Below are 19,993 nucleotides of genomic sequence, written 5' to 3'. Positions count from 1 at the left end.
GCAACCATGGTTCAGTTCAGAGCCGGGTATCCGATCATTGCGAGGATGAGTGAGGACCAGGTGACCGAAACAGCTGCCAGCAGCTCCAAAGGCCGCCCCGCCAAGAATGCCGCCAAGCCCGGCTTCTTCGCTCGTATCGCGATCTTCATCCGCCAGGTCATTGGCGAACTGAAGAAGGTCGTCGCACCGACCCGTAAAGAACTGATCAACTACACGCTCGTGGTACTGGTGTTCGTGACCATCATGATGGTGATCGTCACCTTGCTGGACCTGGCCTTTGGGACCGCGGTCAGCTGGGTCTTCGGCGGCAGCGCCCCCACGGACAGCTAAGGCGACCGGTCCGCAGACTGCGTGGATGCCCCGGGAAACCGGAGATTCCGCGGGGTGTGCGGAATTGAGTCATTTAAATAGGCATGTTAGGCAATGAGGAAGCAGGAGACCAAGTGTCTGAGCAGGAGCTCGAGGTAACTGAGACTGAGCTGGATAAGAGCCAGGACGCCGCGGTGGAAGCCGCGGAAGAGTCCGAGGCTGTGTCTGCTGCGCCCGAATCCGACGTCACTGACGAGGCCGTAGCCACGGAAGAAGAAGCGGCAGACGACGCCGACGCTGATGCAGCCGACGCTGATGAGGCTGACACCGACACTGATGAGGCTGACGCCGACGCGCTGGCAGCGGCGGCCGCCAAGGCCGACGTCGACCCCGCGGACGAGTTCAAAGCCAAGCTGCGCCGCCAGGAGGGTGACTGGTACGTCATTCACTCCTACGCAGGCTACGAGAACCGCGTCAAGGCCAACCTTGAGACCCGCATCCAGACCCTGGACATGGAAGATTACATCTTCGAAATCCAGGTTCCGATGGAGGAAGTCGTTGAGATCAAGAACGCCCAGCGCAAGGTCATCAACCGTGTCCGCATCCCCGGTTATGTCCTGGTCCGCATGGACCTGACCGACGCTTCCTGGGGCGCCGTCCGCCACACCCCCGGTGTCACCGGCTTCGTGGGCAACGCCCACAACCCGGTCCCGCTCCGCCTCGATGAGGTCTTCTCCATGCTCGCGCCGGTCTTCGAAGAAGAGCAGGCCGAGAAGGGAAAGCCGGTCAAGCACGCCGCCGCACAGGTCGACGTCGACTTCGAGGTTGGCGAGTCGGTCATCGTCAAGGAAGGCCCGTTCGAGACCCTCCCCGCCACGATCTCCGAGATCAAGATCGATTCCCAGACCCTCGTGGTGCTGGTGTCCATCTTCGAGCGCGAGACTCCGGTCACCCTGGCGTTCAACCAGGTCAGCAAGATCTAGCTGTTCCCTAAGAATTCGCCCCGGGCTGCCCGCTTAGCAGCCACGGAGCGGCCGGCCGCCTTGCCATGGCGGCCACCAACCTGAGGCACGCTCCTGTGCCCCAGGACGTATTTGAGAGAAGGACCTACATTGGCTCCCAAGAAGAAGGTCACCGGCCTCATCAAGCTGCAGATCCAGGCAGGTGCCGCTAACCCGGCCCCGCCGATCGGTCCTGCGCTCGGCCAGCACGGTGTCAACATCATGGAATTCTGCAAGGCGTACAACGCTGCGACGGAAGCCCAGCGCGGCAACGTTATCCCCGTGGAAATCACGGTCTACGAGGACCGTTCCTTCACGTTCATCACCAAGACCCCGCCGGCTGCAGAGCTCATCAAAAAGGCTGCAGGCGTCGCCAAGGGTTCGGCTACCCCGCACACCGTCAAGGTTGCCAAGCTGACCCAGGCCCAGGTCAACGAGATCGCCACCACCAAGATGGAAGACCTCAACGCCACCAGCCTCGAAGGCGCAGCGAAGATCATCGCCGGCACCGCCCGCTCCATGGGTATCACCGTCGAGGGTTAATTCCCCACCGCTGATGCGCCGGGATCGGGAAACCGGTCACGACGCCGTCAGCACCGCCGGCCAGCCGGCACCACCTAAACAATGAACAGCGGAATTCCGGAACGGATACACCAGCCGGAATGCCGCCTGTGGCAGGGCCCAGCGCGGTCCGCAGACCACAACTGCACAAGGAGAAATAAGCAGCATGGCAAAGCGCAGCAAAGCATATGAGGCAGCCGCGGCCAAGATCGACGCGGAGAAGTTCTACGCGCCGTTCGAGGCAGTGACGCTCGCCAAGGACACCAACCCGTCCAAGTTCGACGCCACCGTTGAGGTCGCTTTCCGCCTCGGCGTTGACCCGCGTAAGGCCGACCAGATGGTCCGCGGCACCGTCAACCTGCCGCACGGCACCGGTAAGGTCGCCCGCGTCCTCGTCTTCGCAACGGGCGACAAGGCTGAGGCTGCAATCGCGGCCGGCGCCGACTTCGTTGGTTCCGATGACCTGATCGAAAAGATCGCCGCCGGCTGGACCGACTTCGATGCCGCCGTCGCCACCCCTGACCTCATGGGCAAGGTTGGCCGCCTCGGTAAGGTCCTGGGTCCGCGTAACCTGATGCCGAACCCGAAGACCGGCACCGTGACCGCTGACGTCGCCAAGGCCGTCAACGACATCAAGGGCGGCAAGATCGACTTCCGCGTCGACAAGCACTCAAACCTGCACTTCATCATCGGCAAGGTTTCGTTCGACGCCATCAAGCTGGCCGAGAACTACGCAGCCGCACTGGAAGAGGTCCTCCGCCTCAAGCCGTCCGCTTCCAAGGGCCGCTACATCCAGAAGGCCACCGTGGCGACCACGTTCGGCCCGGGCATCTCGGTTGACCCCAACGTCACCAAGGTCCTGACCGAGGTCTAGTCCTCACCGGATCCACGGAACTGCGGCGTCGCTGACGTCGCCGGTTCCAGCCAAAGGCCGTCCCGCAACTGCGGGGCGGCCTTTTGCCGTCCTGCGCCGGGACCCGTGGCGTGCGCAAAGCTTGGCATCCGGGACCCTTGGTGCCGCCGGACTTGCCGGTTAGGCTGTCCCGGTGACTACGCCGTCGTACCTCATCGAGGAACTCTCCCTGCCCGCCAGCCTTGATGCCGCTGACACCGATGCCGCTGACACGGCGGAGTTCCTCGAATTCATGGAACTCTGCGATGAGCTCATCCTGCAGACCTGGGGCAACCTGGACCGGGCATCGTCCGCGGCGGCCCGCCTGCAGTACTGGCGGGACACGGCGTACACCCGGCTGCGGCTCTTCTTCGTCCGCGTCGACGGGCGCATGGCGGCCAACTCCTGGGTCCGCTGTGAACTGCAGGAGAATCTGGGCAGTGCACTGCTGCACGTGGGCGTCCTGGATGCCTTCGCCGGGCGGGGGATCGGCCGGGCACTGCTGGTGCACGCCGAGGCGCTGGCCGCCGCCGACGGGCGGCCCATCCTGCAGACCTTCACGGAGCACCCGGCCGATTTCGACGTCGATGGCACCAACCTCATCAAGCCCGCCACGGGGACCGGAGCGCTGCCCGCCGGCGCGCCGGGTGTCCGTTTCGCCGGAAAAGCCGGCTACCGCCTGGAGCAGGTCGAACGGTTCAGTTCGCTCGACGTCCCGACCGCCGCGGACCTCGACGCCCTGGAACGGGACGCCCTGGCCCGCGCGGGGGACTATGAACTGCTGCACTGGACCGACTCCTGCCCGGAGGAACATGCCGCCCAGCTCGCGGTGCTCATGTCCCGCATGAGCACCGACGCCCCCTCCGGAGCGCTGAGCTACGAGGCGGAAATCTGGGACGTCGCCCGCGTCCGCCACGTCGAGGACACCTGGCGGCGCGCCGGCCAGTCCGCCCTCGTGGTGGCGGCACAGCACCGGGCCAGCGGCGAACTGGCCGCCTATACCGTCCTGCAGACAACAGCCGACAAGCCATGGCTGGCCAACCAGGACGACACCCTCGTCGCGGTGGGCCACCGCGGCCACCGGCTTGGCATGCTCATCAAGATCCGCAACCTGCGCCTGCTGCGGGAGTCGTACCCCGCGGTCCGGCGCGTCCTGACATACAACGCCGCCGAAAACGACCACATGCTCGGCATCAACATCGCGCTGGGCTTCAAGCCGGCGGGCTACGACGGCGAGTGGCAGCGGACCGCTGCCGCCGCGGGCGCAGCCACCGGCAGTGAGATCCGGAACTGACCGGGCGCCGGCTGGGGCAGAAGCTGCAGGGCGCCGGCTGGAGCGGAAACTGCCCGGCGTCACCAATGGAACAGCGGCCCAAACCAGCATATGCTGGCGGTTGAAAGCCCGGTTTGAGCCGGGCCGTACCGATGGTGGGTGGCACAACGGCTGGGAAGATGCCCTCTATGGCAAACGATGTACGGATTGAGCAGCTGTGGATCCCCGATTCCCTTGACGCGCCCGATGCCGCCGACTTTCTCGCCGCGATCGAGGTGGGGCGCAGGGTCCGGATGCAGACCTGGGGCACCGACGACCTCGCCTACGCGCCGCAGGAAAAGCTGCTTGAGATGGCGGACCCCTACGAACGTCAGGTGATCCTCGTCGCCAAGATCGACGGCGTGATTGTCGGGACGGCGGACATCGCCCTGCCGCTCGTGGACAACCTCGATCTCGCCGAATTCACGCTCGACATCCTGCCGGAATTCCGGCGCCAGGGCGTGGGGAGGCAGCTGCTGGCGGCCGCCGAACATTTCGCCCGGGACGAGGGCCGACACACGATCCTGATCGACACCAACCACCCGGGATCAACCCTGACGGACCCGGAGGCCGAACAGCTCGTGCCCGGCAGCGGCGTCGGGTTCGTCCCGTTGGGCAGCCGTGACGTGGAATTTGCCCGCCATACCGGCTACACCCTGCAGCACATAGAGCAGTTCAGCTCCTGTGCGTTGCCGCTGGACACCAAGCTCGTCGCCGACCTCGAGGCCGAGGCCGAGGAAGCCAATGCCGGCCGCTACCGTCTGCACCACTGGACGGACCGGTGTCCTGACCAGTGGCTCGAGGCCGTCGCCGCGCTGGAAAACCAGGCAGGCGAGGACGAAGTGCCGGGGCCGGATGCCCAGGAAATGGTGTTCGACGGCGGCATCCTCCGGGAAGCGGAGGAAGTCACCATAGCCCAGGGCCGCCGGACGGTGGTCACCGCCGTCGAGCACATCGCCAGCGGAACGCTCGTGGGCCTGACCACCATCAGTGTCCTGGCCCTGCGCCCGGACGTCGTCTTCCAGGACGACACGGTGGTGCTGCAGGAACACCGCGGCAACAAGCTCGGGCTGCTGATCAAGGTCGCCAATATGGAACGGCTCAGCGAACAGTTCCCGGACGCCCGGGTCCTGTACACGTGGAACGCTCCGGAGAACCGCTACCTGCTGAAGGTCAACCAGCAGCTCGGCTTCACGACGGCGGGAGTGACGGGTCTCTGGCAAAAAGAACTCCCCAACTTCGGACCGGCTGTCAGCTGAGGTCCCGGGCCGACGTCGGGCGCTAAAGTCTTTCGCTGAAGTCCTGCGCTGCCCCTGCCCGCCGGGCCCGATTTGGAACACGCGCGCCGTGTCCCGTAAGCTTGGAGGACCAAAGACCGTCGGTTGTTGGAAATCCACTCTCCCAAGCAAGGCTCACTTCTGCAGTCGCGCCGGGAGAGCGCAGTGGATTTCCGGACGAAGGACCCTGAACATAGGGCGGCCGGCGCAGGTGAACGAAGCAAAGCTCCGCGGTCATGGACCGCGTCGAGACAAGCCCCGTGCATCTGCGCGGGGCGTTTTTTAGTTTTAGCTCTTTTGAGCGGGGACCCGGACATACCGGCACTATCCCCGGAAGGAGGGTTATGGCAACGCCTAGCAAGGTTTCAGCAGTAGCTGAGATCACTAACGATTTCAAGGAATCGAACGCCGCTGTCCTGACCGAATACCGCGGGCTCACCGTTGCACAGCTCAAGCAGCTGCGTGTCTCTCTCGGCCAGGAAACCAAGTTCTCGGTCGTCAAGAACACCCTGACCGCCATTGCAGCCAAGGAAGCTGGTGTCGAAGCATTCGACGGTCAGCTCGCCGGCCCCACTGCAATCGCGTTCATCAAGGGTGACGCAGTTGCAGCTGCCAAGAGCCTGACGGATTTTGCCAAGGCCAACAAGCAGCTGGTCATCAAGACCGGTTACTTCGAGGGCAAGGCACTGAACGCCAGCGAAGTTGCTGCCCTGGCAGCACTCGAGTCCCGTGAGCTGCAGCTCGCCAAGGTTGCAGGGATCCTCAAGGCTCCTGCTGCCGCTGCTGTACGCATCATCGACGCACTGCGCCTCAAGCTTGAAGAAGAGAACGGTGCCCCGGCAGCAGCCGAAGCACCCGCCGCTGAAGAAGCTCCCGCAGCAGATGCAGCAGCCGAGGCCGAAGCACCGGCCGAAGCCGCAGCCCCCGAAGAGAACTAGTCCTCTTCTCCATAAGACTCCGGTGTCACAGCGAGCCTCAGGGCCGCCGCGCACCATTATAGGAAGGACGCCACACCATGGCGAAGCTCACCAACGAAGAGCTCATTGAAGCTTTCAAGGAACTGACCATCATCGAGCTCTCCGAGTTCGTCAAGCTCTTCGAAGAGACCTTCGAAGTTACTGCTGCTGCTGTTGCCGTTGCAGGCCCCGCCGCTGCTGCAGAAGAAGCTGAAGAGAAGACTGACTTCGACGTCATCCTCGAAGCTGCTGGCGACAAGAAGATCGCAGTGATCAAGGAAGTTCGCGCCATCACCTCCCTGGGCCTCAAGGAAGCCAAGGACCTGGTTGACAGCGCTCCCAAGGCTGTTCTCGAAGGCGCCACCAAGGAAGCTGCCGAGAAGGCAAAGGCTCAGCTCGAAGAAGCTGGCGCCCGCGTTACCCTCAAGTAATACCCGCCGTCCGGATCAATCGCGGTCCGCACTGCTCAAAGGAAACCCCGTCCACTCAGTGGGCGGGGTTTCCTGTGTTCCCGGACCGGAAACCCGAAACGCCCGGGCCGGAAGCCGGCGCCGGTGAACGATACCGAAGGATTCGGCAAAGTTTTTCTGATACCCCTGTCGCACTTGATGGCGCGACCCTAGACTTTGGATTTGTGCCCACCGGCCCCCAACGCTCAGGAGTTCACCCACAATGACGGACCCGAACACTTCCCCCTCCCGCCGCGCCATGCTCGCGGCAGCCCTCGTGGGCGGCGGCGCGGCCGCCGCCGCGCTGGCCGGAGCCCCGGCGGCGCGGGCCGTCCCCGGCGAAGCCAGTGGCAGGGCAACTGCCAAGAATCAGTTCACCCTGACGGTGCTCGGCACCACGGATCTGCACAACAACGTCTTCAACTGGGACTACTTCAAGAACGTCCCCTATGCCGACGCCGCCGGGAACAAGATCGGGATTGCCCAGGCCGCGACCCTGATCAACGCCATGCGTGCCGAGCGCGGTGCGGCCAGCACCCTGACCATCGACGCCGGCGACACCATCCAGGGCACGCCCCTGGCCTACTACTTCGCCAAGATCAACCCCATCTCGGCAGCCGTGAAACACCCCATGGCGCTGGCCATGAACGCGATCGGCTACGACGCCGTGGGGCTGGGCAACCACGAGTTCAACTACGGCATTGGACTTCTGCGCACCTGGGAGCGGCAGCTGGACTTCCCGCTGTTGGGCGCCAATGTGCACGACGCCGTGTCGGGCGGGCGAGCCTTCACCCCCTACGTCCTGAAGCGGATCAAGACGGACAGCGGCTGGCTGACGGTCGGCCTCGTCGGCCTGGTGACGCCGGGCTGCGCACTCTGGGACCGGGACAACGTCCAGGGCAAGCTCGATTTCAACGGCATCGTAGAAGAGGCCAGAACCGTCGTCCCGCAGGTGAAAGCGGCCGGGGCCGACGTCGTGATCGTCACGAGCCATTCGGGGGCGACTCCAGGGTCCTCCTACGGTGACGCCCTGCCCTTTCCCGAGAACGCGTCCACCCAGCTGGCAGAGGAAGTCCCGGGCATCGACGCCATCCTCGTCGGGCACGCCCACCTGGAGATCCCCGAGCGCTTCGTCACGAACAAGGCCACGGGCAAGCAGGTGCTGCTGACCGAGCCGCTCAAGTGGGGCATGCGCGTCTCCGTCATGGACCTCGAACTCGTCAAGGAAAAAGGGCAGTGGACCGTCACCGCGGCGCATTCGCTCCTTTTGGACGCCAGGACCGTCGACCCCGATCCCGCCGTCGTCCGGGCCGTTCAGGCCGGGCACGAGGCCACGGTGAACTACGTCAACGAGGTCATCGGAACTTCCACGGCGCCGCTCAGCACGGCCAACGCCTGCTGGGAGGACTCCGCCGCGATCGACGCCATTAATTACGTCCAGGCCAGCACAGTCAAGGCCGAGCTGGCCAACACTCCCGCGGCAGGGCTGCCCGTATTGTCCATTGCGGCGGCGTTCTCCCGTGCTGTGGACGTCAAGGCCGGGCCGCTGACCATCCGCGATGTCGCAGGACTGTACATCTTCGACAACACGCTGCTCGCCATCAAGGTCACCGGCGCGCAGGTCAAGGCATACCTGGAGTGGTCCGCCCAGTACTTCAAACCGGTGACCGCCACCACGGCCAGGGCCCAGGACGTCACCAACGCTGTGACGGCTACGGCCCCGAACGGCACGCCCGACTACAACTACGACGTCGTCTACGGACTGGACGCGCCGCTGAACTATGAGATCGACCTCGCCCGGCCGGCGGGGGACCGGATCGCCAAGCTCAGCTACGGCGGCCAGCCGCTGGCGCCCGAGCAGGAATTTGCTTTGGCCATCAACAACTACCGGCAGAGCGGCGGAGGCAACTTCCCGGCCGTGAAGAACGCGCCGGTGCTCTCGAACAGCCAGCAGGAGATCCGGCAGCGCATCATCGACTATGTCGTGGACCGCGGCACCCTGGACGTCGCCGTGTTCAGCCAGGCCAACTGGCGGCTCACCGTCAACGGGACGCCACTGACGGTCACCGCCTAACCCCAACTCCAACAACAACGCGGGGTCACTTTGCGCCCATCCCGGCGGTCGGGATGGACGGAAGTGACCCCGCGTTGCTGTTAACCCGGGCGGGCTAGTTGGGCTCAGTGATGTCGGCGACGACGGCGCCCAGCGCCGCCGTCAGGGCATCCGCGTCCACGAACGCGCTGTAGCCATGTTCGCCGGCGCCCATGGAGATCCGACGGCCCGTGATGGTCTGGTCGGCGTAGACGGGCCAGGGGCGGATGCTGCCGAGCGGCGTGATGGTCCCGCGCTCGTACCCGGTGGCCTCGAAAGCCGTATCCGCCGCCGGCAGCGAGAGCTTGTTGACGCCCAGCAGCGCCCGCAGCTTGGGCCAGGAAATCTGCCGGTCGCCGGGGACCAGTGCGAACAGGAAAGTGCCGTCCTTGTGCTTGACCACGAGCGACTTCACGATATCCGCGGGCCGGATCCCGAGGATACCGGCCGCCTCCTCAAGGCTGCGGGCGGCGAGGCGTTCGACGATCTCCACGTCCAGCCCCCGCGCCGCGGCGTCGGCGAGGAACCGTTCGCGGCCGCTGGTTGTTTTCTGCTCTGGCATCGCGTCAAACCTTCCTGACTCCTGTCGGCGGCGCCCGGTCCGCCCGGCCGCCCAGTGGTCCGGGCCCGCCCCGCCCGCCGGTTACCGGATTTAGTCGCGGTACAGCAGCAGCGCTTCGCCCTGGCCGCCGCCGCCGCACAGGGACACGGCCGCCTTACCGGCACCCCGGCGCTTGAGTTCGTGGGCCGCGTGCAGGGCCAGCCGGGCCCCCGAGGCCCCGATCGGGTGGCCCAGGGCGATGGCCCCGCCGTGGATGTTGCACTGCTCCAGCGGATAGTTGAGATCCTTCAGGGACTGCACCGCGACAGAACCGAAAGCCTCGTTGATTTCGATGAAGTCGAGGTCCGCGGCGGACCAGCCGGCTTTGTCCAGGGCGTTCTTGATGGCGTTCGACGGCTGGGAATGCAGCGAGTTGTCCGGCCCCGCGACCTGGCCCGGCTTGCCGACCACCGCCAGGTACTCGAGACCGTTGTCCTCGGCGAACTTCCGGCTGCTCAGCACCAGGGCGGCAGCGCCGTCGGACAGGGGAGAGGAGTTGCCGGCGGTGATGGTTCCGTCCGTGACGAACGCCGCGCGCAGACCGGCCAGCGATTCGACGGTCGTGTCGGGCCGGATGCCCTCGTCGGAGGTGACGGCGATCGGATCGCCCTTGCGCTGCTTGACGCTCATCGGGGCGATCTCGCCGTCGAAGACGCCGTCCTTCGCGGCCCGGGCGGCACGCTGGTGCGACTGGGCCGCCACCTCGTCCTGGGAGGCCCGGTCAATGCCGAGGGTCAGGTTCTTGCTCTCGGTCGACAGTCCCATGGACTGTCCGTCGAAGGCGTCGGTCAGGCCGTCGTGCGCGGCCACGTCCAGGGCCTGGACCGTGCCGTACGCCCAGCCCTGCCGGGAACCGGGCAGCACGTGAGGTGCGCGGGTCATGGACTCCTGGCCGCCGGCGACCACCACCGTGGCGTCCCCGCTGCGGATCATCCGGGCGGCGTCGATCACGGCGGTGAGGCCCGAGAGGCAGACCTTGTTGATGGTCACCGTCGGCACGTTCCAGCCGATGCCGGCGCCGATGGCGCTCTGGCGCGCAGGGTTCTGGCCCGCTCCGGCCTGCAGGACCTGGCCGATGATCACGCTGTCCACCTGGTCGGCCTTGACGCCGCTCGCGGCCAGGGCCGCGCGGATGGCGTGGGTGCCGAGCTCGACGGCGGTGAAGCTGGCCAGCTGCCCGTTCAGGCGCCCCTGGGGGGTGCGGGCTGCGGCGAGAATGACAACATCGTTGTTGTCTGCAGGATTGCTCATGGTGTTTTCTTCCGATCTACTTCGACTTATGTCTACGTTATCGTGAGCCCCGTCACCTATCCATTCGGCCCCCGATCCGGCCCGGTCCGGGCCACGGTCCCGGCCGCTGACCCGCTCACCCCGGGCGCTGCCCGGGGCAGCTTGCGAATGGCTCCGCCAGGAGTCAGGGAAAATTCCGCCAAACTTCGTGCTTGCAATCCCGCCGGAAGTGGGGTAGACAAGTAGGTTGCTTTGCCGTATCGTAGATATTTGCGTCTTCCCTGTTTACCTTCAGCCTTCATATAGCGGTGGGCTTAGCCTGACAGCTGTTCCATCAATGTGCCGTCTACCACGTGCACCAGCTATGGACAGCGCGGGTCCCGGGTCATATAGCGGAACCGGACTGGTAGCGCTGCGGAGTCATTCTGCAGAGTGCATAACGGGGGAGATCTGACAACGCCTGAAGGTCTGTGGAAGGATCCCTCTTGGTCGCCTCGAGCACCTCTAATGTAAACAACGCTACCGCTATCAATGCCGACAGCACCGACGGTGCAACCCGCCGGCTCTCATTCGCAAAGATTCACGAACCCCTTGATGTTCCGAATCTGCTCGCCCTGCAAACCGACAGCTTTGACTGGCTGGTCGGGAACGAACGCTGGCAGGCGCGCGTTGCGAAGGCCGTCGAAGAAGGCGACCTCAGCGTCGCCACCTCCTCGGGTCTGTCCGACATCTTCGAAGAGATCTCCCCGATCGAAGACTTCCAGGGCACCATGTCCCTGAGCTTCTCCGAGCCGGAGTTCGCTGACCCCAAATACACCATGGCTGAGTGCAAGGACCGGGACGCAACGTACTCGGCTCCGCTGTACGTCAAGGCCGAGTTCATGAACAACAACACGGGCGAAATCAAGCAGCAGACCGTGTTCATGGGTGACTTCCCGCTGATGACCGAGAAGGGCACCTTCGTCGTCAACGGCACCGAGCGTGTCGTCGTCTCCCAGCTGGTCCGCTCGCCGGGCGCCTACTTTGAGCGCACCGCCGACAAGACCAGCGACAAGGACATCTTCACCGCGAAGATCATCCCCTCCCGCGGCGCCTGGTTCGAGCTTGAAATCGACAAGCGCGACCAGGTCGGCGTCCGTCTTGACCGCAAGCGCAAGCAGTCCGTCACCGTGCTGCTGAAGGCCCTCGGCTGGACCGAAGGCCAGATCCTCGAGGAATTCGGCCAGTACGACTCCATGCGCGCCACGCTGGAGAAGGACGCCACCGAGACCCGCGAAGACGCGTTGCTGGACATCTACCGGAAGCTGCGACCGGGCGAGCCGCCCACGGTTGAGGCTGCCCAGTCCCTGCTGGACAACCTGTACTTCAACTCCAAGCGCTACGATCTGGCCAAGGTCGGCCGTTACAAGATCAACCGCAAGCTTGGCATCGACCGCTCCCTTGGCGACAAGGAAGCTTCGGTCCTGCACGTTGAAGACATCGTGGCCATGATCAAGTTCCTGGTTGCGCTGCACGCCGGTGAGAAGACCCTCATGGGCAAGCGCGACGGCCAGGACCACGAGCTCCGCGTCGAGATCGATGACATCGACCACTTCGGCAACCGCCGCATCCGCGCCGTCGGCGAGCTCATCGAGAACCAGGTCCGCACCGGCCTGTCCCGCATGGAGCGCGTCGTCCGCGAACGCATGACGACCCAGGACGTCGAGGCCATCACGCCGCAGACCCTGATCAACATCCGTCCCGTCGTGGCAGCCATCAAGGAGTTCTTCGGAACTTCCCAGCTGTCCCAGTTCATGGACCAGAACAACCCGCTCTCGGGTCTGACCCACAAGCGCCGCCTGTCCGCGCTTGGCCCGGGTGGTCTGTCCCGTGACCGTGCCGGCATGGAAGTTCGTGACGTGCACCCGTCCCACTACGGACGTATGTGCCCCATCGAAACTCCTGAAGGCCCGAACATTGGTCTGATCGGTTCGCTGGCTTCCTACGGACGCATCAACCCGTTCGGTTTCATCGAAACCCCGTACCGCCTTGTCGCCGAGGGTGTCGTCTCCGATGAGGTCAAGTACCTCACGGCCGACGACGAAGCCGAGGTCCTGATCGCACAGGCCAACGCACCGCTCGACGAGAACAAGCGTTTCGCGGAAGAGACCGTCCTGGTCCGTGCCCGCGGTGGTGGAGGCGAGCCTGTGCTGGTTCCCGCCGCCGACGTCGAGTTCATGGACGTTTCCCCGCGCCAGATGGTGTCCGTGGCTACCGCCCTGATCCCGTTCCTCGAGCATGACGATGCCAACCGTGCACTCATGGGTGCCAACATGCAGCGCCAGGCCGTGCCGCTGGTCCGTTCCGAGGCACCGTTCGTCGGTACCGGCATGGAGCGCGCCGCAGCCGTCGACGCCGGCGACGTTGTCATCGCCAAGAAGGCCGGTGTGGTTACCGAGGTCTCCGCTGAGCTGGTCATCATGCTCAACGACGACGGTACGGAAACCAACTACCGCATCAACAAGTTCGCCCGTTCCAACCAGGGCAACTGCTACAACCACCGTGTCCTGGTAAGCGAAGGCCAGCGCCTGGAGGTCGGCGGCATCATCGCTGACGGCCCGGCAACGGACCAGGGCGAGCTCGCCCTCGGTAAGAACCTGCTCGTGGCATTCATGTCATGGGAAGGCCACAACTTCGAGGATGCCATCATCCTGTCCCAGCGCATCGTGGCCGAGGATGTCCTGTCCTCGATCCACATCGAGGAGCACGAGATCGATGCCCGCGACACCAAGCTTGGTGCCGAGGAAATCACCCGTGACATCCCGAACGTGTCTGAGGAAGTCCTGGCAGGCCTGGACGAGCGCGGCATCATCCACATCGGTGCCGAGGTTGAGGCCGGCGACATCCTGGTTGGTAAGGTCACCCCCAAGGGCGAGACCGAGCTGACCCCGGAAGAGCGCCTGCTGCGCGCCATCTTCGGTGAGAAGTCCCGCGAAGTGCGCGACACCTCCCTGAAGGTGCCGCACGGCGAGTCCGGCACCGTGATCGGTGTCCGCGTCTTCGACCGCGACAACGACGACGAGCTGCCCCCGGGCGTCAACCAGCTGGTGCGCGTCTACGTCGCTGCCAAGCGCAAGATCACCGACGGCGACAAGCTCGCCGGCCGCCACGGCAACAAGGGTGTTATCTCCAAGATCCTTCCGATCGAGGACATGCCCTTCCTTGCCGACGGCACCCCCGTTGATATCGTCCTGAACCCGCTGGGTGTTCCGGGCCGCATGAACGTCGGCCAGGTGCTGGAAACGCACCTCGGCTGGGTTGCCAAGACCGGCTGGAAGATCGAGGGCGAGCCCGAGTGGGTCAAGCAGCTGCCGAACCTGCCGCGCGAGAGTGGCCAGACCACTGTGGCGACGCCGGTCTTCGACGGTGCGCGTGAAGAGGAAATCACGGGGCTGCTCGATTCCACCAACGTCACCCGCGACGGCGACCGCCTGATCAACTCCTCCGGCAAGACCCGTCTGTTCGACGGCCGCTCCGGCGAGCCGTTCCCGGATCCGATCTCGGTCGGCTACATGTACATCCTGAAGCTCCACCACCTGGTGGACGACAAGATCCACGCCCGCTCCACCGGCCCGTACTCCATGATCACGCAGCAGCCGCTGGGTGGTAAGGCACAGTTCGGTGGCCAGCGCTTCGGTGAAATGGAAGTGTGGGCGCTCGAGGCTTACGGCGCCGCGTACACGCTCCAGGAACTGCTGACGATCAAGTCGGATGATATCCACGGTCGTGTGAAGGTCTACGAAGCCATCGTCAAGGGCGAGAACATCCCCGAGCCGGGCGTTCCTGAGTCCTTCAAGGTCTTGATCAAGGAAATGCAGTCGCTGTGCCTGAACGTGGAAGTGCTTTCCACGGACGGAACCACAATTGAAATGCGTGACTCTGATGACGCAGTCTTCACGGCTGCGGAAGAACTGGGCATCGATCTGTCTCGTGCAGAGCCCAGTTCCGTAGAAGAGGTTTAGCAGGGGGTTTACGACGGCGGGTTCGCACTCGCCGTCGTAAGCCACCTCCCTCTTCCCGTAACCCAAGACTTCAGAATTTAGAGAACAAGAGAGAACAGGGACCATATGTCCAGCGAATCCTCCTTCGGCCTCATGCAGATCGGCCTCGCCACCGCGGAAGACATCCGTGGCTGGTCGTACGGCGAGGTTAAGAAGCCGGAAACCATCAACTACCGCACGCTCAAGCCCGAGAAGGACGGCCTCTTCTGCGAGAAGATCTTCGGCCCGTCCCGCGACTGGGAATGCTACTGCGGCAAGTACAAGCGCGTGCGCTTCAAGGGCATCATCTGCGAGCGGTGTGGCGTTGAGGTCACCCGCGCCAAGGTCCGCCGTGAGCGCATGGGCCACATCGAGCTCGCCGCCCCGGTCACGCACATCTGGTACTTCAAGGGCGTTCCCTCCCGCCTGGGCTACCTCCTTGACCTGGCACCGAAGGACCTCGAAAAGGTCATCTACTTCGCCGCCTACATGATCACGAGCGTCGACGCCGACAGCCGCCACGAAGAACTGCCCAACCTCCAGGTTGAGCACGACATCGAGAAGAAGCAGCTGATCGACAACCGCGACTCGGACATCGCCACGATCGCCCGCGACCTTGAGAACGAGCTTGCCCGTCTCGAAGGCGAAGGCGCGAAGGCTGCCGACAAGAAGAAGGCCCGCGACTCCGCTGACCGCCAGATGGCGAACGTCCGCAAGCGTGCCGACGCCGAAATCGAGCGCCTCGAGCAGGTCTGGGACCGCTTCAAGAACCTCAAGGTCGCAGACCTGGAAGGTGACGAAGGCCTGTACCGCGAACTGCGCGACCGCTACGGCATGTACTTCGAAGGCTCCATGGGTGCCGAGGCCATCAAGAAGCGCCTTGAGAACTTCGACATGCAGGCCGAGTCGGACATGCTGCGCGACATCATCGCCAACGGCAAGGGCCAGCGCAAGACCCGCGCCCTGAAGCGGCTCAAGGTGGTCAACGCGTTCCTGACGACCAACAACAGCCCGCTCGGCATGGTGCTGGACGCCGTCCCGGTGATCCCGCCGGAACTGCGCCCGATGGTCCAGCTGGACGGTGGCCGCTTCGCGACCTCCGACCTCAACGACCTCTACCGCCGCGTGATCAACCGCAACAACCGCCTCAAGCGCCTGCTTGACCTCGGTGCTCCGGAGATCATCGTCAACAACGAGAAGCGCATGCTTCAGGAAGCTGTTGACAGCCTCTTCGACAACGGCCGCCGCGGCCGTCCGGTCACCGGACCGGGCAACCGTCCGCTGAAGTCCCTGAGCGACATGCTCAAGGGCAAGCAGGGCCGTTTCCGCCAGAACCTCCTCGGCAAGCGCGTCGACTACTCCGGCCGTTCGGTCATCGTCGTCGGCCCGCAGCTGAAGCTGCACCAGTGTGGTCTGCCCAAGCAGATGGCCCTGGAGCTCTTCAAGCCGTTCGTGATGAAGCGCCTGGTGGACCTCAACCACGCCCAGAACATCAAGTCGGCCAAGCGCATGGTGGAGCGTTACCGTCCGCAGGTCTGGGACGTCCTCGAAGAGATCATCACCGAGCACCCCGTGCTGCTGAACCGTGCACCTACCCTGCACCGTCTCGGCATCCAGGCGTTCGAGCCGCAGCTTGTTGAAGGCAAGGCAATCCAGCTGCACCCGCTGGTTTGTGGCGCGTTCAACGCCGACTTCGACGGCGACCAGATGGCAGTCCACCTGCCGCTGAGCCCCGAAGCCCAGGCCGAGGCCCGCATCCTGATGCTCTCCTCGAACAACATCCTGAAGCCGTCTGACGGCCGCCCGGTGACCCTGCCGTCGCAGGATATGATCATCGGTCTCTACCACCTGACCACCAAGCGTGTCGGTTCAGCTGGCGAAGGCCGGATCTTCTCCTCGGTCGCGGAAGCCATCATGGCCTACGACCTTCACGAGCTGCACCTGAACTCCAAGGTCAAGATCCGGCTCGAGGGCTTCGTGCCCTACGCCGGCTGGGAAGCCCCGGAGGGCTGGGAGCCCGGTCAGACCACACTGGTCGAGACCTCCCTCGGCCAGGTCATCTTCAACCAGACGCTGCCCGCGGACTACCCGTGGGTTGAGAACGTTGCCGACAAGGGCGAGCTGTCCACGATCGTCAACGACCTCGCCGAGCGCTACCCGAAGGTGATCACGGCGGCAACGCTGGACAACCTGAAGGATGCCGGTTTCTACTGGGCCACCCGCTCCGGCGTGACCGTTGCCATCTCCGACATCGAGGTGCCCACGGACAAGCCGCGGATCCTCGCCGGTTACGAGACCATGGCCGCCAAGATCCAGGGCCAGTACGACAAGGGCCTGATCGACGACGACGAGCGTCGCCAGGAACTGATCGAGATCTGGAACAAGGCAACGAACGAGATCGCCCAGGCGATGCGTGACAGCCTGTCCCCGATGAACACGATCAACCGCATGGTGTCCTCGGGCGCACGTGGTAACTGGATGCAGGTCCGTCAGATCGCGGGTATCCGTGGCCTGGTGGCCAACCCTAAGGGTGAAATCATCCCGCGTCCGATCAAGTCCTCCTACCGCGAGGGCCTCTCGGTGCTGGAATACTTCATCGCCACGCACGGTGCCCGTAAGGGTCTGGCTGACACCGCCCTGCGTACCGCCAACTCGGGTTACCTGACCCGTCGTCTGGTGGACGTGTCGCAGGACGTCATCGTCCGCGAAGAGGACTGCGGTACCGAGCGCGGCCTGATGACGGCCATCGCGGTGGCCGACGCCAACGGCGTCCTCGTCCTGGACGAGAACGTCGAGAACAGCGCCTACGCCCGCACCCTGGCAGTCGACGTCGTCGACTCCAAGGGCAAGGTCCTGGCAGCTGCCGGCACCGACTGCGGCGACGTCGTCATTGCCGAACTGTTCGCAGCCGGCATCACCGAGGTCAAGGTCCGCTCCGTACTCACCTGTGAGTCCAGCGTCGGCACCTGCGCCCTGTGCTACGGCCGTTCGCTGGCCACTGGCAAGACCGTCGACATCGGTGAGGCCGTGGGCATTATTGCCGCGCAGTCCATCGGTGAGCCGGGTACCCAGCTGACCATGCGTACGTTCCACACCGGTGGTGCTGTTTCCGCCAGCGGTGGCGACGACATCACCCAGGGTCTGCCCCGTATCCAGGAGCTCTTCGAAGCCCGTACTCCGAAGGGTGTCGCACCGATTGCTGAAGCAGCCGGCCGCATCACCATCGAAGAGTCCGAGCGCCAGATGCGCCTGGTCATCACCCCGGATGACGGATCTGAAGAGATCGCTTACCCGGTGCTGCGCCGTTCACGTCTTCTCATCGAAGACGGCGATCACGTCAGCGTCGGCCAGAAGCTCATCAACGGCCCGGTCGACCCCAAGCAGGTGCTGCGCATCATGGGTCCCCGTGCCGCGCAGAAGTTCCTGGTGGACGAAGTCCAGGGCGTGTACCGCAGCCAGGGCATCGGTATCCACGACAAGCACGTCGAGGTTATCGTCCGCCAGATGCTGCGCCGCGTCACGGTCATCGAGTCCGGCGAATCGGATCTGCTGCCCGGCGAGCTCGCCGAACGCAGCCGTTTCGAAGAGGCCAACCGCCGCGTTGTGTCCGAGGGCAAGACGCCGGCATCCGGCCGTCCCGAGCTCATGGGCATCACCAAGGCGTCCCTGGCGACCGAGTCCTGGCTGTCCGCAGCTTCCTTCCAGGAGACCACCCGCGTCCTGACGCAGGCGGCCATGGAAGGCAAGAGCGATCCGCTGCTCGGCCTCAAGGAAAACGTCATCATCGGTAAGCTCATCCCGGCCGGCACGGGTCTCCCGCGCTACACCGAGGTCACCGTGGAACCCACTGAAGAAGCAAAGGCCAACCTGTTCACCGGCCCCAGCGCATTCAGTGACTTCTCCTACGACTCGCTGGGCGGCGACGGAGCTCCCGAGTTCCACGCCATCCCGCTGGATGACTACGATCTCGGCAGCGACTTCCGCTGAGCTGAGTGACTGACAGGCCCCGTTCCCACCTCGGTGGGGGCGGGGCCTTTCCAGTGGTAAGCCCCGCCGATTAAGGGCTGGGACCCGTCCGTGTTAGACTTGAGACTAATTGTTATTGTGGCAGTGGATGAGTGCGCCGGTTTGAGTCAGACAGCTTGCAGCTGAAAGATTCAACCAGGACGACGTTTCCGGTTTGCAGGGTTCTTGTGCAACGTATGCCACATTTTCGCATGCCTAGGGGCAGTTCGGGTCGAAAGTCCTTGGACCCCGGCGTGCGGTCCGACTATTAAGGCTTCGCCTCAGCTGCTCTGGAGAGAACTTCAAAGCTCGGGCGGCGAGGCGCAGCGACAAGAGAGCGGCCGCCAACGGCCGCTCCGGATAAAACGGAGAACACGAGAGTGCCTACGATTAACCAGCTGGTCCGCAAGGGCCGCACGCCTAAGGTCAAAAAGACCAAGGCTCCCGCGCTTAACGGCAGCCCGATGCGCCGCGGTGTTTGCACCCGCGTTTACACGACGACCCCGAAGAAGCCGAACTCGGCTCTGCGTAAGGTTGCTCGCGTGCGCCTCAACGGCGGCATTGAAGTCACCGCATACATCCCCGGTGTGGGCCACAACCTGCAGGAGCACTCCATTGTGCTCGTCCGCGGCGGCCGCGTGAAGGACCTTCCGGGTGTCCGCTACAAGATCGTCCGTGGCGCCCTCGATACCCAGGGTGTCAAGAACCGTAAGCAGGCTCGCAGCCGCTACGGCGCAAAGATGGAGAAGAAGTAATATGCCTCGCAAGGGTCCGGCCCCCAAGCGGCCGCTAGTTCTAGATCCCGTTTACGGCTCCCCGCTGGTCACCCAGCTCATCAACAAGGTGCTGGTTGACGGCAAGAAGTCCACCGCAGAGCGCATCGTTTACGGTGCCCTCGAGGGTGCTCGCGCCAAGTCCGGCGGCGACCCCGTTGCAGCCCTCAAGAAGGCCATGGAGAACGTCAAGCCTTCGCTTGAGGTCCGCTCCCGCCGTGTTGGTGGCGCCACCTACCAGGTTCCCGTTGAGGTCAAGCCGGGCCGTTCCACGGCCCTCGCCCTCCGCTGGCTGGTTGGCTACTCCAAGGCCCGCCGCGAAAAGACCATGACCGAGCGCCTCCAGAACGAAATCCTGGATGCCTCGAACGGTCTCGGTGCCGCTGTGAAGCGTCGCGAAGACACCCACAAGATGGCCGAGTCCAACAAGGCCTTCGCACACTACCGCTGGTAATACTTCCCGGACGCCGCCGGCTCGACTGAGCCGGCGGCGAACGTGCAGTCCATCCGAAAGGG

General features: G+C 64.5%; 15 protein-coding genes. 13 read left to right on the top strand and 2 right to left on the bottom strand.

Going from position 1 to position 19,993, the window contains the following annotated elements; translation table 11 throughout:
- The first annotated feature begins 45 nt into the window (after nucleotides 1-45).
- The 9 genes from secE (at nucleotide 46) to ARTB_RS13740 (ending at nucleotide 8,831) form a co-directional block, all read left to right on the top strand.
- Nucleotides 46-330 carry a preprotein translocase subunit SecE gene (gene secE / locus ARTB_RS13780; protein ID WP_026266472.1) on the top strand — a complete coding sequence of 95 codons (285 nt, stop codon included), beginning with the start codon at nucleotides 46-48 and terminating at the stop codon, nucleotides 328-330.
- 113 nt (nucleotides 331-443) lie between these two features.
- Nucleotides 444-1,292 (top strand): transcription termination/antitermination protein NusG, encoded by an 849-nt coding sequence (gene nusG, locus ARTB_RS13775; protein ID WP_243181092.1) that lies wholly within the window; start codon nucleotides 444-446, stop codon nucleotides 1,290-1,292.
- A 129-nt stretch (nucleotides 1,293-1,421) separates the two neighbouring features.
- Nucleotides 1,422-1,853, top strand: coding sequence for a 50S ribosomal protein L11 (gene rplK, locus ARTB_RS13770; RefSeq protein ID WP_018773647.1), 432 nt, complete (start codon nucleotides 1,422-1,424; stop codon nucleotides 1,851-1,853).
- A 184-nt stretch (nucleotides 1,854-2,037) separates the two neighbouring features.
- A complete protein-coding gene (gene rplA / locus ARTB_RS13765; protein WP_091251962.1) occupies nucleotides 2,038-2,745 on the top strand; it encodes a 50S ribosomal protein L1 in 708 nt (235 codons plus the stop codon).
- A gap of 172 nt (nucleotides 2,746-2,917) precedes the next feature.
- Nucleotides 2,918-4,057, top strand: a complete 1,140-nt coding sequence (locus ARTB_RS13760; RefSeq protein ID WP_243181091.1) for a GNAT family N-acetyltransferase — start codon at nucleotides 2,918-2,920, stop codon at nucleotides 4,055-4,057.
- 167 nt (nucleotides 4,058-4,224) lie between these two features.
- Nucleotides 4,225-5,334 (top strand): GNAT family N-acetyltransferase, encoded by a 1,110-nt coding sequence (locus tag ARTB_RS13755; RefSeq protein ID WP_028276541.1) that lies wholly within the window; start codon nucleotides 4,225-4,227, stop codon nucleotides 5,332-5,334.
- A 362-nt stretch (nucleotides 5,335-5,696) separates the two neighbouring features.
- A complete protein-coding gene (rplJ, locus tag ARTB_RS13750) occupies nucleotides 5,697-6,290 on the top strand; it encodes a 50S ribosomal protein L10 (RefSeq protein ID WP_028276542.1) in 594 nt (197 codons plus the stop codon).
- Between the two features lie 77 nt (nucleotides 6,291-6,367).
- Nucleotides 6,368-6,739: a 50S ribosomal protein L7/L12 gene (gene rplL / locus ARTB_RS13745; RefSeq protein ID WP_028276543.1), complete on the top strand. Its 372-nt coding sequence runs from the start codon at nucleotides 6,368-6,370 to the stop codon at nucleotides 6,737-6,739.
- Nucleotides 6,740-6,980: 241 nt separating this feature from the next.
- The gene (locus ARTB_RS13740; protein WP_243181090.1) at nucleotides 6,981-8,831 is read left to right on the top strand and encodes a bifunctional metallophosphatase/5'-nucleotidase; all 1,851 of its coding nucleotides are present in this window, start codon (nucleotides 6,981-6,983) and stop codon (nucleotides 8,829-8,831) included.
- Nucleotides 8,832-8,925: 94 nt separating this feature from the next.
- Here the strand turns inward: ARTB_RS13740 and ARTB_RS13735 are convergent, their stop codons facing one another.
- Both ARTB_RS13735 and ARTB_RS13730 read right to left on the bottom strand, forming a co-directional pair.
- Entirely contained in the window at nucleotides 8,926-9,411 is a 486-nt protein-coding gene (locus ARTB_RS13735) for an aminoacyl-tRNA deacylase (protein WP_243181089.1), read from the bottom strand.
- Nucleotides 9,412-9,501: 90 nt separating this feature from the next.
- Nucleotides 9,502-10,701 (bottom strand): acetyl-CoA C-acetyltransferase, encoded by a 1,200-nt coding sequence (locus ARTB_RS13730; protein WP_243181088.1) that lies wholly within the window; start codon nucleotides 10,699-10,701, stop codon nucleotides 9,502-9,504.
- 464 nt (nucleotides 10,702-11,165) lie between these two features.
- Between ARTB_RS13730 and rpoB the strand changes: the two genes are divergently transcribed.
- The 4 genes from rpoB to rpsG all read left to right on the top strand — a co-directional run bounded on the left by rpoB (nucleotide 11,166) and on the right by rpsG (nucleotide 19,931).
- A complete protein-coding gene (rpoB, locus tag ARTB_RS13725; RefSeq protein WP_028275121.1) occupies nucleotides 11,166-14,681 on the top strand; it encodes a DNA-directed RNA polymerase subunit beta in 3,516 nt (1,171 codons plus the stop codon).
- A gap of 105 nt (nucleotides 14,682-14,786) precedes the next feature.
- Entirely contained in the window at nucleotides 14,787-18,686 is a 3,900-nt protein-coding gene (locus ARTB_RS13720; protein ID WP_028275120.1) for a DNA-directed RNA polymerase subunit beta', read from the top strand.
- Between the two features lie 398 nt (nucleotides 18,687-19,084).
- The gene (gene rpsL / locus ARTB_RS13715) at nucleotides 19,085-19,459 is read left to right on the top strand and encodes a 30S ribosomal protein S12 (protein ID WP_018773658.1); all 375 of its coding nucleotides are present in this window, start codon (nucleotides 19,085-19,087) and stop codon (nucleotides 19,457-19,459) included.
- A 1-nt stretch (nucleotide 19,460) separates the two neighbouring features.
- On the top strand, nucleotides 19,461-19,931 hold the full coding sequence (gene rpsG / locus ARTB_RS13710; RefSeq protein WP_011692813.1) for a 30S ribosomal protein S7: 471 nt from the start codon (nucleotides 19,461-19,463) through the stop codon (nucleotides 19,929-19,931).
- Nucleotides 19,932-19,993 lie beyond the last annotated feature (62 nt).

The organism is Arthrobacter humicola (assembly GCF_022803015.1).
Classification (GTDB): Bacteria; Actinomycetota; Actinomycetes; order Actinomycetales; family Micrococcaceae; genus Arthrobacter; species Arthrobacter humicola_A.
This window is presented reverse-complemented; position numbering and strand designations above follow the sequence as displayed.

Bases quoted from the DNA above. Each gene is read 5' to 3' on its own strand.
- rpsG (WP_011692813.1), top strand. From the start codon at position 19,461: ATGCCTCGCAAGGGTCCGGCCCCCAAGCGGCCGCTAGTTCTAGATCCC.
- ARTB_RS13730 (WP_243181088.1), bottom strand. From the start codon at position 10,701: ATGAGCAATCCTGCAGACAACAACGATGTTGTCATTCTCGCCGCAGCC.
- ARTB_RS13735 (WP_243181089.1), bottom strand. From the start codon at position 9,411: ATGCCAGAGCAGAAAACAACCAGCGGCCGCGAACGGTTCCTCGCCGAC.
- ARTB_RS13755 (WP_028276541.1), top strand. From the start codon at position 4,225: ATGGCAAACGATGTACGGATTGAGCAGCTGTGGATCCCCGATTCCCTT.
- rplA (WP_091251962.1), top strand. From the start codon at position 2,038: ATGGCAAAGCGCAGCAAAGCATATGAGGCAGCCGCGGCCAAGATCGAC.
- secE (WP_026266472.1), top strand. From the start codon at position 46: ATGAGTGAGGACCAGGTGACCGAAACAGCTGCCAGCAGCTCCAAAGGC.
- rplJ (WP_028276542.1), top strand. From the start codon at position 5,697: ATGGCAACGCCTAGCAAGGTTTCAGCAGTAGCTGAGATCACTAACGAT.
- ARTB_RS13740 (WP_243181090.1), top strand. From the start codon at position 6,981: ATGACGGACCCGAACACTTCCCCCTCCCGCCGCGCCATGCTCGCGGCA.
- ARTB_RS13720 (WP_028275120.1), top strand. From the start codon at position 14,787: ATGTCCAGCGAATCCTCCTTCGGCCTCATGCAGATCGGCCTCGCCACC.
- rplL (WP_028276543.1), top strand. From the start codon at position 6,368: ATGGCGAAGCTCACCAACGAAGAGCTCATTGAAGCTTTCAAGGAACTG.